The organism is Streptomyces sp. NBC_00459 (assembly GCF_036013955.1).
Classification (GTDB): domain Bacteria; phylum Actinomycetota; class Actinomycetes; order Streptomycetales; family Streptomycetaceae; genus Streptomyces.
In genome coordinates, this window is the sequence record NZ_CP107903.1 from 9,013,249 (window position 1) to 9,027,009 (window position 13,761).

10 protein-coding genes are annotated in these 13,761 nt (G+C 70.4%); 7 read left to right on the forward strand and 3 right to left on the reverse strand.

Features of this window, described 5'->3' with window-relative positions; genetic code table 11:
- Positions 1 to 70 precede the first annotated feature (70 nt).
- From OHN74_RS39570 to OHN74_RS39590, 5 genes are all read left to right on the forward strand, one after another.
- The gene (locus tag OHN74_RS39570; protein WP_327699381.1) at positions 71 to 3,163 is read left to right on the forward strand and encodes a glycoside hydrolase family 2 TIM barrel-domain containing protein; all 3,093 of its coding nucleotides are present in this window, start codon (positions 71 to 73) and stop codon (positions 3,161 to 3,163) included.
- Positions 3,164 to 3,524: 361 nt separating this feature from the next.
- Positions 3,525 to 5,768, forward strand: a complete 2,244-nt coding sequence (locus tag OHN74_RS39575; RefSeq protein WP_327699382.1) for a glycoside hydrolase family 9 protein — start codon at positions 3,525 to 3,527, stop codon at positions 5,766 to 5,768.
- Positions 5,769 to 5,858: 90 nt separating this feature from the next.
- Positions 5,859 to 6,104, forward strand: coding sequence for a hypothetical protein (locus tag OHN74_RS39580; protein ID WP_235472787.1), 246 nt, complete (start codon positions 5,859 to 5,861; stop codon positions 6,102 to 6,104).
- A 3-nt stretch (positions 6,105 to 6,107) separates the two neighbouring features.
- The gene (locus OHN74_RS39585; protein ID WP_327699383.1) at positions 6,108 to 6,485 is read left to right on the forward strand and encodes a toxin Doc; all 378 of its coding nucleotides are present in this window, start codon (positions 6,108 to 6,110) and stop codon (positions 6,483 to 6,485) included.
- A 482-nt stretch (positions 6,486 to 6,967) separates the two neighbouring features.
- Positions 6,968 to 8,641: an RICIN domain-containing protein gene (locus tag OHN74_RS39590; protein ID WP_327699384.1), complete on the forward strand. Its 1,674-nt coding sequence runs from the start codon at positions 6,968 to 6,970 to the stop codon at positions 8,639 to 8,641.
- Between the two features lie 190 nt (positions 8,642 to 8,831).
- Here the strand turns inward: OHN74_RS39590 and OHN74_RS39595 are convergent, their stop codons facing one another.
- Positions 8,832 to 9,527: an alpha/beta fold hydrolase gene (locus OHN74_RS39595; RefSeq protein WP_327699385.1), complete on the reverse strand. Its 696-nt coding sequence runs from the start codon at positions 9,525 to 9,527 to the stop codon at positions 8,832 to 8,834.
- A 401-nt stretch (positions 9,528 to 9,928) separates the two neighbouring features.
- Here OHN74_RS39595 and OHN74_RS39600 point away from each other — a divergent pair, with 401 nt between their 5' ends.
- The gene (locus tag OHN74_RS39600) at positions 9,929 to 10,363 is read left to right on the forward strand and encodes a protease inhibitor (protein ID WP_327699386.1); all 435 of its coding nucleotides are present in this window, start codon (positions 9,929 to 9,931) and stop codon (positions 10,361 to 10,363) included.
- Between the two features lie 163 nt (positions 10,364 to 10,526).
- Here OHN74_RS39600 and OHN74_RS39605 read toward each other — a convergent pair whose 3' ends face one another.
- Together OHN74_RS39605 and OHN74_RS39610 are read right to left on the reverse strand one after the other, a co-directional pair.
- Complete coding sequence (locus OHN74_RS39605; RefSeq protein ID WP_327699387.1) at positions 10,527 to 10,943, reverse strand: STAS domain-containing protein; 417 nt, start codon at positions 10,941 to 10,943, stop codon at positions 10,527 to 10,529.
- Positions 10,944 to 11,175: 232 nt separating this feature from the next.
- A complete protein-coding gene (locus tag OHN74_RS39610) occupies positions 11,176 to 12,687 on the reverse strand; it encodes an MFS transporter (RefSeq protein ID WP_327699388.1) in 1,512 nt (503 codons plus the stop codon).
- A gap of 181 nt (positions 12,688 to 12,868) precedes the next feature.
- Here OHN74_RS39610 and OHN74_RS39615 point away from each other — a divergent pair, with 181 nt between their 5' ends.
- Positions 12,869 to 13,726 (forward strand): alpha/beta fold hydrolase, encoded by an 858-nt coding sequence (locus OHN74_RS39615; RefSeq protein WP_327699389.1) that lies wholly within the window; start codon positions 12,869 to 12,871, stop codon positions 13,724 to 13,726.
- Positions 13,727 to 13,761 lie beyond the last annotated feature (35 nt).

A 13,761-nucleotide genomic window follows, 5' to 3' on the forward strand; every position in this document is an offset into this window, starting at 1 on the left:
CACACCGTCAGAATCTGTTTGTTAACGATCAATTGTGAGTACTTCTGGGCCCTGATGAGGGAGAGCCACCTTGACGGTCACTCGCAGATCGGTGTTGGTCGCCGGTACGTCCGCCCCCGCGGCCGGAGCCCTGCTGGGCACCGCGGCCGACGCGCGGGCCGCCACCGGCCGGGCCGGTCGCCGAACCGTCCCGCTGCGGGACGGCTGGCGCTTCGCGCTGGTCGACCCGGGCGGGATCACCGATCCCACGGGCGCGTACGCGAACGCCCACGACCCCGCCTACGACGACTCGGCGTGGCGGACGGTCGCCGTCCCCCACGACTGGAGCGTCGAACTCGCCCCGACCACCGACCACAACACCACCAGTGGCACCGGGTTCTTCCCCGGCGGCCTCGGCTGGTACCGCCTCGCCTTCACACTCCCGCCGGGACTCGCCGGCAAGCGGATCTCGGTGGAGTTCGACGGCGTCTACATGGACTCGTACGTCTACTGCAACGGCACGCGGGTCGGCAGCCACCCGTACGGCTACACCGGCTTCGCCCTCGACCTCACCGACCTCCTGCACACCGACGGCACCACCGAGAACGTGCTCGCGGTCAAGGTGCAGAACCAGTTGCCCAGCAGCCGCTGGTACTCGGGCAGCGGCATCTATCGCGAGGCCCGCCTGGTCGTCACCGAACCGGTGCACGTCGAGCGCTGGGGTACGTATGTCACCACCCCGGAGATCACCGCGGAGCGGGCCGCCGTCCGCGTGCGGACCTCCGTGACGAACGAGTCGGGCGCCGCCGCAGAGGTCGAGGTCGTCTCCCGGATCGTCGATCCCCGCGGCCGTACGGTCGCCCGTACGGCCTCCACGGTCGCCGTCACCGACCGGTCGACCGAGACCCATGAACTCACCGTCCGCGAACCGAGGTTGTGGGACATCGGGGCCCCGCACCGCTACACCCTGAAGACCGAGCTGCGCGTCGGCGGCACCACCGTCGACACCCACCGCACCACCTTCGGCATCCGGAGCTTCCGTTTCGACCCGGACGAGGGCTTCCAGCTCAACGGCGTCCCTCACAAGATCAAGGGAGTCGATCTCCACCACGACCTGGGCGCCCTCGGGGCGGCTGTCAGCGTCGACGCGATCCGCCGCCAGATGACCATCATGAAGTCGATGGGCGTCAACGCCTTCCGCACCTCCCACAACCCGCCCTCGCCGGAGATGATCCAGGTCTGCGAGGAACTGGGCATCGTGATGCTGGTGGAGGCCTTCGACTGTTGGCGCACCCCCAAGAACCGCTACGACTACGGCCGGTTCTTCGACGAGTGGTGCGAGAAGGACGCCACCGAGATGGTGCTCGCGGCCCGCAACTCGCCCGCCGTACTGATGTGGTCGATCGGCAACGAGATCACCGACTCCACCCGGACCGCCGGGCTCGCCATGGCCGACCGGATCATCGGCGCGATCAGGGCGGCCGACGACACCCGCCCGCTCGTCATCGGCTCCGACAAGTACCGCACCCCGCCCGCGAGGGGCTCCGCGGCCGATCTGATGCTGGCCAAGCTCGACGGGCTCGGCCTCAACTACAACACCGCCAAGTCGGTGGACAACCTGCACATCGCCTATCCGCACCTGTTCCTGTTCGAGTCGGAGTCCTCGTCCGAGACCTCCACCCGGTCCACCTACCAGGAACCGGAACACCTCAACACCGGCGAGAACCACACCCCGGGGCGGCGCGCGGTCTCGTCGTACGACAACAACCTCGCCTCCTGGACGATGAGCGGCGAGTACGGCCTGAAGAAGGACCGGGACCGGAAGTGGTTCGCGGGCGAGTTCCTGTGGTCGGGCATCGACTACCTCGGCGAGCCGACCCCGTATGACGTGTTCCCGGTCAAGGCTTCCTTCTTCGGCGCGGTCGACACCGCCGGTTTCCCCAAGGACATGTACCACCTGTTCCGCAGTCAGTGGACGAGTGAGCCCATGGTCCATCTGCTCCCGATGACCTGGAACCACGAACCGGGCGACACGGTCGAGGTCTGGGCCTACGCCAACGTCGACACGGTGGAACTGTTCCTCAACGGAAAGTCGCTCGGCACCAGGCGGTTCGACACGAAGAGGACCGTCGACGGCCGCGTCTACCTGGAGACCACGGAGGCCACCGGCGACGACAAGACGGTCACCGCCGGCCCCTGGCCCGGCAGTTACACCAGCCCGAACGGCAGCGCGGGCAAGCTCCATCTGACCTGGCATGTGCCCTATGAGCCGGGCGAGTTGAAGGCGGTGGCCCGGCAGGGCGGCCGGGTCGTGGCGACGGACGTCCTGCGGACGGCGGGCCCGGCACACGCGATACGCCTCACCACGGACCGCAAGTCCCTCGCGGCCGACGGCCGTTCACTGTGCTTCGTGACCGCAGACGTGGTCGACGCCCGGGGAGTGGTCGTGCCCGAAGCCGAGCACCTGCTCGCCTTCGAGGTCGACGGCGGCTCGCTGGCAGGCCTCGACAACGGGCGCGAGGAGAGCGCCGAGCGCTATCAGGCGAGCACCCGAACAGCCTTCCACGGCAAGGCCCTTGCCATGGTCCGGGCGGGAACGGCGGCCGGTCGGCTGAAGGTCACGGCCCGCTCGGCGGGGTTGCGCGCGGGCACGGTCGTGGTCCGTACGACGCCCGCCCACGGCGAGGCGCTGACCCCGGCCGTGCTCTTCGAGCCCGACCCCGGTCCGGGAGTCCCCGTGTACCCGCGGGCGGACGCCAGTTACTCCGGCCGCCCGGACACCCCGCCCGCCGCGATGCTCGACGGCGCGCCGGGCACCGGCTGGTCCAACGCCTTCTACAAGTCGCCGACCGCGCTGCTGCCCGCGTTCAGCGGGGCCCGCGCCGAGGACTGGGTCTCGGTCGACTGGGGACGGGCCCGAGACCTCACCCGGATCGAGGTCGCCTTCACAGTGGACGCGACGCACAGCCTGCCCGCGTCGGTCGCGGTGTCCGTCCGGGACGGCGACCGGTACGTGCGGGTGCCGGACGCGACCGTCGAGTGGGCCGACGGCTCCGACGCGCTCACGGCGATCACCTTCGCGGCGGTACGGGGAACCGGGCTGCGGCTGGACCTGACGAGCCGTTACCCGGGGGAGACGCGGGGCGCGGTACGGATCACCCGGCTGGAGTCACCGGCGGGCTGATTTTCGCCCCCGCCGCCCCTACCCGTCCCATCCTGTTCCTGGGGGCTGCGCCCCCAGACCCCCCCATCGCGCTGAACGCGCTCGTCCTCAAACGCCGGACGGGCTGGATATGCGGGCCGGCGTTGGTATTTCAGCCTCTCCGGCGTTTGAGGAGCGGGGTCTGGGGCGGAGCCCCAGAAGGATGGGACGGGTAGGGGCGGCGGGGGCGAGAACCCCGTACCTGAACCCAGTACGGTCCGCACCGTTGACGAGCCGCACGACCTCGCACAGCATGGGCGACGTCCGCATCTGGGAGCGCTCCCACGGCAAGCGCCGCTCTTCCGGCACCCGCGCCCCCACCCTCACCCGAGGAGCTCCAGACGTGAAACGACGCAGAACCACCCTGCTCCCGGTGGCCGCCCTCCTCGCGGCGGCACTCACCGCACTCCCCGCCGGACCCGCCGGCGCCGAGGAGATCGAGCAGGTCAAGAACGGCACCTTCGACACCACCACCGCCCCTTGGTGGACGACCAGCAACGTCACCGCCGGCCTCTCCGACGGAGGTCTCTGCGCGGACGTGCCCGGCGGTACCACCAACCGCTGGGACGCCGCCGTCGGCCAGAACGACATCACCCTCGTCAAGGGCGAGTCGTACCGCTTCGCCTTCAAGGCGCTGGGCACGCCCGCGGGACACGTCGTCAGGGCGATCGTCGGCCTGTCGGTGTCCCCGTACGACACCTACTTCGAGGTCAGCCCGCAGCTGAGCGTGTCGGGTGACTCGTACACGTACACGTTCACCGCGCCCGCAGACACCGCCCTGGGCCAGGTCGGTTTCCAGCTCGGCGGCAGTGCCGACCCCTTCCGGTTCTGCATGGACGACGTGTCGCTGGTGGGCGGAGTGCCGCCCGAGGTGTACGAACCCGACACCGGACCGCGGGTACGGGTCAACCAGGTCGCCTATCTGCCAGCGGGCCCGAAGAACGCCACTCTGGTCACCGGCGCCACGCAGCCCCTGCCCTGGCAGCTGAAGAAGGCCGACGGGAAGACGGTGGCCCACGGCAGGACCGTGCCGCGCGGCACCGACGCCTCCTCCGGGCAGAACGTCCACTCGATCGACTTCGGCTCCTACCGCAAGCACGGGACCGGCCTCACGCTGGTCGCCGACGGTGAGACGAGCCGTCCCTTCGACATCGACGCGAGCGCCTACGACCGGCTGCGGCGGGACTCGCTGAAGTACTACTACACGCAGCGCAGCGGCATCGCGATCCGCGAAGATCTGCGCCCCGGCTACGCCCGCCCCGCCGGCCACGTCGACGTCGCGCCCAACCAGGGCGACTCCGCCGTACCGTGCCAGCCCGGCGTGTGCGACTACACGCTCGACGTCACCGGCGGCTGGTACGACGCGGGCGATCACGGCAAGTACGTGGTCAACGGCGGCATCTCCACGTGGGAGCTGCTGAGCACGTACGAGCGCGCCCTGCACGCCCGTACGGGGCAGCGAGGTGCGCTCGGTGACGGCACGCTCGCCATCCCGGAGAGCGGCAACAAGGTGCCGGACGTCCTGGACGAGGCCCGCTGGGAGCTGGACTTCCTGCTGAGGATGCAGGTGCCCGACGGGCAGCCGCTGGCCGGCATGGCGCACCACAAGATGCACGACGAGCAGTGGACCGGACTGCCGCTGCTGCCGAGCGACGACCCGCAGAACCGGCAGCTGCACCCGCCGACCACCGAGGCCACCCTGAACCTCGCCGCCACGGCGGCGCAGGCGGCCCGGCTGTACCGGCCCTACGACCGCGCGTTCGCCACGCGTGCCCTCGCGGTGGCGCGGAAGGCCTGGACGGCCGCCCTCGCCCACCCGGACCTTCACGCCGACCCGAACGACGCGACCGGTGGTGGTGCCTACAATGACACCGACGCGCGGGACGAGTTCTACTGGGCCGCCGCCGAGCTGTATCTCACCACCAGTGAGAAGACGTTCGAGCGGCACATCCTGAACTCGCCGATCCACACGGCCGACATCTTCGTGCCCCTCGGCTTCGACTGGGCCAGGACCGCGGCGGCCGGCCGGCTCGACCTGGCGACCGTCCCGAACCGGCTGCCCGGCCGGGACAAGGTCCGCCAGTCCGTGATCAAGGGCGCCGACGGCTATCTGACCACGCTGGCGGCACAGCCGTACGGCATGCCCTACGCCCCCGACGCCAACGTCTACGACTGGGGCTCCAACGCCCAGGTCCTCAACAACGCCGTGGTCGTCGCCACCGCGTACGACATCAGCGGCTCCTCGAAGTACCGGGACGGCGCGCTCCAGAGCATGGACTACGTCTTCGGCCGCAATGCGCTGAACATGTCGTACGTGACGGGTTACGGCGAGGTCAACTCGCATCAACAGCACAGCCGTTGGTACGCCAAGCAGCTCGACCCGAGCCTGCCGAGCCCGCCGGACGGCACGCTTGCGGGAGGCCCCAACTCCAGCATTCAGGACCCCTACGCACAGAGCAAACTGCAGGGCTGCGTCGGCCAGTTCTGCTATATCGACGACATCCAGTCGTGGTCGACGAACGAGCACACGATCAACTGGAACGCGGCCCTGGCCCGGATGGCGTCCTTCGTCGCCGACCAGGGATAGCCGGCCGTTCCTCGCCCCCTCGGTACCACGGACTTACCCTGCTGACCTGGTGGTATTTACGGGTAAGTACCGGCGCGGTACCGTGGGGGCATGCCAGCTCTCAACGTGGAGTTCAGTGACCGCGAGCTAGAGGACCTGCGGCAGATAGCCAAGGAGCGCGGTACGTCCATGAAGGCCCTCGTGCGTGAGGCGGCGGCGGCCGACATCGCCCGCCACCGTGCCCTGCAGGAGGGCGCGGAGGAGTTCCGGCGGTTCTTCGCGGCCCACGCCGACGAGTTCGCCGCAGCGTTCCCCGAGGACGAACCGGTCGCGCCGGGCCGGGGACGGGTCGCCTGACCGATGGCTTCCGTCATCCATATCGACGTGCCGTGGCTGCTCCAGCGCCACGAAGAGGTCCTGCCGGACCAGCCCACGGTCAACGACTTCTCCGCCCTGGTGGCCGCCGTGGCCCGTCACCGGGTCGACCCGCCACGCCTCGGCGTGGACTCCGACCCGGCCTGGCGGGCCGCCGCGCTGCTGCACACCCTCGCGCTGCTCAAGCCGCTGCCGTCGGCCAACGCCCGCTTCGCCTGCGCCACCGCCGTGGCGTACATGTTCGTCAGCGACGTCGGCATCGACCCGCCCTACGGCGCGCTCGTCGACCTCGCCCGCGACCTGATCTCGGGGAAGGTCGACGTCTACGGCGCGGCGGACCGGCTGCGCTCCTGGCAGATCTGAACGGATCCGGGCAGTTCTGACCGGCTGCCGGGCTGCCGGGCTGCCGAGGTGGGCCCGCCCTCGGGGCCGCCGACCGAGGGCGGGAAGAACGGGGTCGGCGGCCGTTTCGCGCGGGAGAGCCGCCTTTCCGCGCGGGGCCTTCGAGAAGGCCGGTTCCAGTGGACCGCACCGCTGCACGCGCCGGAAGTGTGCGCGGCGCGCCGGCGCGTGCGCGCGGTTCACACGGGGCGCGGGGAAAATGCCGAAAGCCGGTACGAGGGCCGAAAGGTTCCTCTGTTGCTGACTTTCCTTCAATGAGCGGATGTTGCCCATGTGCCTTGTTGGCCAGGAGCGACTTGTGCAAGGGTGAACCACTTGTACAGGGGGAATGGCCGGGCTCGATTCGCCGGTGGTGATTCTGTGGCGGTCCAGCGCCACAGCCGGGTGGGGGACACAGCCGGGAACCTCTGTGAGTTGCCCGCGCGTGGGAAGGAAACCGCTCAGTGCCCCACCCCCACCCCCCTCGTCCGTCCTACTCCCCGTACTCCGGTGGGGTTCCTGGGGAATCGGACGAGAGCCTTGCCGCCCAGCTCAGGACCAGGCCGGAGGGCGAGACCGGCCCACCCGTCGCCCTGCTGACGGCGCGGCACTGGCAGGCGACCCATGAGTACGCGGTCATCTGCCTCGCCACCTCCGACCGGACCGCCTCGATGGTCACCGCCGCCGCCTTCCATCAGGTCCTGGAGCGGGTGATGCGGGCCGAGTCGGCCGTCGCCCTGCGCCCGCGGTTCCTCGTGGCCGTGCGCGACACCGTGAGGGAATGGTCCGCGGACGACCGCATATCCGATGTGCTGCCGGACCTGACGAAACCGGCGGGCGGTCGCGGAATGCGTGCGGCGAAGTCCATGACGGCGGAAAACCGAAAGCTCGCGGAGCGTTCGTTCCAGTCCCTTCCCGGACTCGCCCAGTGTCTGCTGTGGCACACGGAGGTGGAGGCCGATCCGATGCATGTCCCCGCCACTCTTCTTGGCATGGACACGGATATGGCGGCGGCGTCGCTGGAACAGGCCCGCGAACAATTCCGGGAGGGTTGTGTACGCGCCCACCGGGAACTCGCGCCGTCCAAGGAATGCCGGTTCTACAACCGTCTCCTCGACGTCCCCATCCGGCGCGGCGGCGCCCTGCTGCCCGATGTGCAGCAGCACCTGTTGGAGTGCCGCTACTGCCGTTACGCCGCCGAGCAGTTGAGCCACTTCGAGGGCGGCCTGGGCACATTGCTCGCCGAGGCGGTGCTCGGCTGGGGCGCCCGGCGCTATCTCGACTCGCGCCCGGGGCGCAGCCAGGGCGGCACACGGCTGCGGGGCCATGCCCGGCACCGCGGCGGTGGTGGCGAGAGCGGAGCAGGCCGGGGAATCGGCCTGGGGCGCCTTCGTCTGCCGGCCCGGATTCCCTTCCCGCGCCGACCGGTCCCGGGCGGGACCCGCGACAGAAGAACCCTGCTCACCAGCGTGGGCCTGGCCTCGATCGTCGTTCTCGCGGTGGTGCTGGGCAGCGGACTGTGGCCGAAGGACGGCAGCGGTGCCGACCCGACCGCTTCCTCCAGCGCGACCGGCGGACGCGGCGCGACGCCCGACGCCTCGCCGACCCCGCCCGTGGTGTCCTCCTCACCCTCCGCGACGGGCAACAGCCCGACAGCCGCCCGGCAGACCCGGCTGCGCAATGTGACGGCGGACCGGTGCCTCGACATCCGGGGCGGCAGGGCCACGGCCGGCGCCGTCATCAAGCTGGGGCCCTGTTCGACCGCGTGGACCCAGATGTGGACCTACGAGGACGACGGGCTGTTGCGCAGTGTCGCCAACCCCGAGTTGTGTCTGGACTCGCATGCCGACGCCGGTGTCGTCATCCTCGGCCGCTGTGCCGCCGCGTCCGCCGAGCGCGGCGACGACGTCCGCTACGACCTCACCGTGCGGGGCGAGTTGCTGCCCCGCTGGGAGGAGGGCCTCGCTGTCGCTCCCGCCTCAGACGACCCCGACACGGACGTGGTCGTCAAGGTCCGCGACGGCTCCGCGGACCAACGCTGGCTCACCGACACGGCCACCGCCAGCCCCGGCTCCCTGTCGATAGGCGGCCCTCCGGGCAAGGCGGTCCAGGTCGACGCGGACCCGAGGGAGCAGTAGGCCCAACCCGGCCGGTGTTCACCTCCAGCCCGTCCGGCGTTTGAGGACGGGGCCCCTTCAGGGCCTATGCGGGGGTCTGGGGGCGGCAGCCCCCAGTGTGGGTCGCCCTTCTGGGGGAGGGGTGGTGGGGTGGGACGGGCAGGGGCGGCGGGGGCGAAAACGATCCACCGCGTCCACCCCCACCGTGCCGTCAGCCTGCGGTCGCCGACCGGTGCAGGACGGCGGCCAGCTCGCGTGGGCTGGAGAACATCGGCCAGTGCCCGGTGTCCAGCTCGACCAGTTCCCACCGGCCGCTCTTGAGCAGCTCGACCACGTCCGCGGGCGTCTCCGGGTCGTCGAGCAGACATTTGACGTAGGTCGCGGGGAGGTCACCCATCGAGCCCGTGAGGACGGCCGGCTCGGTGAGGGTGGCCCCGGGGTGGGGCGTCGAGCCGCTCACCATCCGCGCGATCTGTTCGTCGGTGAGCCCCTGGCCCGCGAAATGGTCCGCCGCCGGGGTCGGCCAGAAGCCGTCGTGCTCGGAGATCGACGCCTCCACCCCGGCGCTGTCCCAGCCCCACAGGAACGACCTGCCGTCGGCCGGGACACTCGCGTCGACGAACACCACCCGGGTCAGCCGTTCGCCGATCCGCTCTGCGGCCTGCCCGACGGGTATCCCCGCGTAACTGTGGCCGACGAGCACGACATCCCGCAGATCGAGGCGCTCGACCTCCTCGACGATGTCCCGCACATGCGTCTGCTGCCCGGCCGGCTCGCCCTGCCGTTCCGCCACTCCCGACAACGTCAGCGGGTGCACCCCGTGCCCGGCGGCGCGCAGTTCGACCACCACCTCGTCCCACGCCCAGGCACCGAGCCGCGCACCCGCGACCAACACGAATTGGCTCATGCCGCCCAACGTAGCGCGAGCGTCTGACAAGGCCCCCGCCGCCGGTGGAGTGAGCGCCGGCGCCACGTGGCTCGATGAACGACGGAGGTCGCCAGGGAGTCCGTACGGAGCTCAATCGGAATGTTTCAGGCCGATTAAAAAGGCAGGTGGATCCGGCCACTCGGTCGCCCCAAGCGATCAACGACCGCTCAGTTACGGGCTTCACTCGATCGAAGAACGTAACTTCACGCCACTGATTCAATACGCAAGGTTACTGAAACGCATGGGGTCGAGATGAGTTTCGGCGCCGGACTCGGCAGACTCACGCTCGCCGATCCGGCCCGACCGGCTGGGATCGAGTACCCATGCGGACCGTTGGACCTTCGATTCGCAACTTCGAACTGAGCGGAAGGATGCACACAATGCCGAACACCGCGCGCTGGGCAGCGACTCTGACCCTGACGGCCACCGCCGTCTGCGCCCCTCCCACCGGGGCCGCCGTCGCCGCCCCGGCCGCCGCCCCGTCCGGGCTCTACGCCCCCTCGGCCCTGGTGCTCACCATGGGCCACGGTGACACCGCGGCCGCTGTCACGCCCGAGCGTGCCGTCACCCTGACCTGTGCCCCTACGGCCTCGGGCACACACCCGGCCGCCTCCCGGGCCTGTGCCGAACTCCGGGCCGCCGGTGGCGACTTCGACCTGCTGGTGCCGACGGGTGACGTGAAGTGCACCAAGCAGTACGACCCCGTGGTCGTCACCGTCGAGGGCGTGTGGCGGGGCCAGCGGGTCGCCTATGAGCGGACATTCGCGAACGAGTGCGTGAAGAGCACCTACGGGACAGCCGTCTTCACGTTCTAGGGACCGGGGTCGCGCGCTTCCGTGAGCAATGCGGGGCGCACGCGGATGGGGAGTGCGAGCCCTGTGTCGCGGGATGCCGCGCGATCTCGCAGCAGGGCCGGTCGGTGGTGTGGGGCCACCGGCCGGCCCATGGCATGTCCACGGGAACGCGACACCGGTTCCCTCACTCCGGCTCCGGCTCCGGGATGCGGGCGAGAGGCGGGAAGCGGTGCAGCAGAACCGCGGCGCTCAGCAGCCGGTGGAGACGGGGCCTGTCGGAGACCAGTCGCAGCCGCCCGCCGCGCTCGCGGGCCCGGGTGTCGGCGCGGCACAGTTCGCGCAGGCCGGAGCAGTCGAAGAAGCCGACGCGCCGGAGGTCGACCAGTACGTCGGGGCCGGGGCGCGAGGTCGCGGCGTCCAGATGCTCGGCGAGGAAGCCCGAGGTCGCCAGATCGATCTCGCCGGAGACCTCGACCACGGTGAACGGCCCGTTCGTGTACGTACGGGCATACGGGTTGGCCGGCGGCGTGAGGGCTCCGGACGGGTCCGGGGCCGTGCGCTCGGGCGGCCCGGGGATGCGGTCGTCGGCTTCCGGCGTCATGGCTGCTCCACCTCGGCGGGGGCGCATTCGATCTCGGTAGCTACCCCGACTGGGTGCGGACCATCCCTGACACGCCGTCCGCAAGATCTAGTTCACTCGACAAGGTGAATTTCGAGCTGTACTCATTGACATTCCGTGCACTGTGCACTTACCCCCCAGGGGGTCGCGACAGCAGGAGGGGCCGCCGTCTCCCTGCGGACGGCGGCCCCTCGGCCAGGTCGACCCGGGCGGGTCACATGTGGACCACCGGCGCGGCGTTCTCGTCCTGGACCGGGACGCCGGGGCGGTACAGCAGGAAGGTGATCAGGGCGCCCGCGGCGAAGAAGCCGGCCGACCACCAGAAGGCGGTGGTGTAGCTCTCGATCGTCGACTGGGCCTGGACCAGCTTGTCGGCCGCGTTCCGGCCGGACAGATAGTTGGTCGCGGCGCTCGCGGCGAGCGTGCTCAGCAGTGCCGTGCCGATCGAACCGCCCACCTGCTGCATGGTGTTGACCGTCGCGGAGGCCACTCCCGCGTCCTCGGCGCCGATCCCGCTGGTGGCCAGCTGCATCGCGGGCGGCATGATGGCGCCCATGCCCGCGCCGATCACCAGCAGTTGCGGGAGCACGGCGGTACTGAAGGACGAGCCGACGCCGATACCGGTCAGCCAGACCATGCCTGCCGCACCGAGGGCGAAGCCTGCCGGGATGATGATCCTGGGGCCGAACCGGGGCACGAGCATGGTGGTGGACACCTGGGCCGCGACCATCAGGGCCGCCATCATCGGCATGAAGGCCAGGCCGGTCCTGGTCGGACTGAAGCCGAGGTTCAGCTGCAGGTAGTAGGTGAGGAAGAGGAAGACGCCGAACATCGCGGCACCGGAGATGAGCACGGTGAGGAACGAGGCGGCACGGTCACGGTCCAGCAGGACGCGCATCGGCAGCAGCGGGTGCTTGGCCCGCGTCTGCCACCGGGTGAACGCCGCGAGGAGCAGTACGCCCGCGGTGAGGAAGCCCCAGGTCTGCGGCGAACTCCAGTCGTGCGTCTCGGCGTTGGAGAAGCCGTAGACGACGGAGAAGAGACCGGCGGAGACCAGCAGTGTGCCCGGGACGTCGATCTTGGAGTTGGCGGCGTCGCGGTGGTTGCTCAGCAGCATCCAGCCGCCGACGAAGGCCACGACGGCGAAGATCAGGTTCACGTACAGCGTCCAGCGCCAGTCGAGCGCGTCGGTCAGCAGACCGCCGAGCAGCAGGCCCACCGCGCCGCCGGCTCCGGCGATCGCGCCGTACACGCTGAACGCGCGGGCCTTTTCGCGCGCGTCGGTGAAGGTCGTGTTGAGGAGCGAGAGCGCGGCGGGTGCGAGCAGTGCGCCGAAGACACCCTGAAGTGCGCGGGCGACGACCAGCATCTCGAAGCCGTTCGCGGCGCCACCGAGGACGGAGGCCCCGGCGAATCCGGCGACACCGATGAGGAAGGCGGGCTTGCGGCCGAACAGGTCGGCGATCCGGCCGCCGAGCAGCAGCAGGGAGGCGAAGGCCAGCGCGTACGCCGTGACGACCCACTGCCGGTTGCCGTCGGAGAAGCCGAGGTCGGCCTGTGCGGAGGGGAGGGCGATGTTCACGATGGTGGCGTCGAGGACGACCATCAGCTGCGCGATACCGATGATCGCGAGGATCCACCAGCGCTTCGCGTTCGGCGCGGCGGAACCCTTGTCCGTGTCGTGCCCGACGCCCTTCGGGGCGCCTTCGGTGAGGGACTGTGGCATGTGAGCACACTCCAGGGAAGGTCGCTCTGAAGCGGAGCGACGAGTGGTGACGGAAGGCGAAGGAGACCGGAGGTAACGAGTATGTAAACGAAACGGTTTCGTACTCCAGGCCTTCGAGACTAGACCACTTTCATCGAAACGGCAAAGTATCGATACGGGAAAGTATCGCTAGGGAGGATGTGTGGACGTGAGCAGCGGCAGGCTGACGGTCGACGACGGGGCCGAGCTGTACTACGAGGTACGCGGGGCCGGCCCGGCCCTGCTGATGATCAGCGGCGCCGGGGGAGACGCCGGCTACTACTCCGGGATCGCCGAAGGCCTCGCCGACGCCTTCACGGTGATCACCTTCGACCGGCGCGGCAACTCCCGCAGCACAGGTGGCGGCGTCGCTCCCATGGCGCTGTCGCGGCAGGCCGCCGACGCCCGCGCGCTCGTCGCCGAACTGGCGGGCGGCCGGGCCCTGGTCTTCGGCAACAGCGGCGGCGCGATCATCGGGCTGACCCTGGCCGCGCGCCACCCGGAGTGCCTGGTGGGCCTCATCGCCCATGAACCGCCCGCCGTGAACGTGCTCCCAGGCGACGATCCCGGGCGCGGTTTCTTCGCCGAAGTGGCCGCCCGGTACGCGGCGGGCGGTGCCCCGGCGGCGGGCCGCCGCTTCGGCGAGACGGTCCGCGGCGAGGGCTCCTACCGCTGGCCCACCGACCTGTGGGAACGCTTCCTCGGCAACGCCGAGCACCTCTTCGGCCATGAATGGCCCGCTTTCGCCGCCTTCCAACCCGATGAAGCGGCCCTGCGGGCGGCCCCGTTCCCCATCGTCCTGGGCGCCGGTGCGGACGACCGGGGCACGTACTACGCCCGGCCGTCGGTCGAGATCGCCCGTCGGCTCGCCGTGCCGTGGGTGGAGTTCCCCGGCATCCACATGGAGTTCCTGCGCAACCCGGCCCTCTTCGCGGCGGCACTGCGGGTACTGGCGACGCAGATGTACGCCGTCGGCGGCCGGGTTCCGGAACTGTGGCGGGGCGAACCGGAGGCACCCTGAAGCTTCCCGGTGACTCGCGCCCCGCAGTGCGGACG

Coding starts and splice junctions, on each gene's coding strand:
- OHN74_RS39580 (WP_235472787.1), top strand. CDS start 5,859: ATGCCAGCTCTCAACGTGGAGTTCAGTGACCGCGAGCTAGAGGACCTG.
- OHN74_RS39585 (WP_327699383.1), top strand. CDS start 6,108: ATGGCTTCCGTCATCCATATCGACGTGCCGTGGCTGCTCCAGCGCCAC.
- OHN74_RS39595 (WP_327699385.1), bottom strand. CDS start 9,527: ATGAGCCAATTCGTGTTGGTCGCGGGTGCGCGGCTCGGTGCCTGGGCG.
- OHN74_RS39600 (WP_327699386.1), top strand. CDS start 9,929: ATGCCGAACACCGCGCGCTGGGCAGCGACTCTGACCCTGACGGCCACC.
- OHN74_RS39605 (WP_327699387.1), bottom strand. CDS start 10,943: ATGACGCCGGAAGCCGACGACCGCATCCCCGGGCCGCCCGAGCGCACG.
- OHN74_RS39610 (WP_327699388.1), bottom strand. CDS start 12,687: ATGCCACAGTCCCTCACCGAAGGCGCCCCGAAGGGCGTCGGGCACGAC.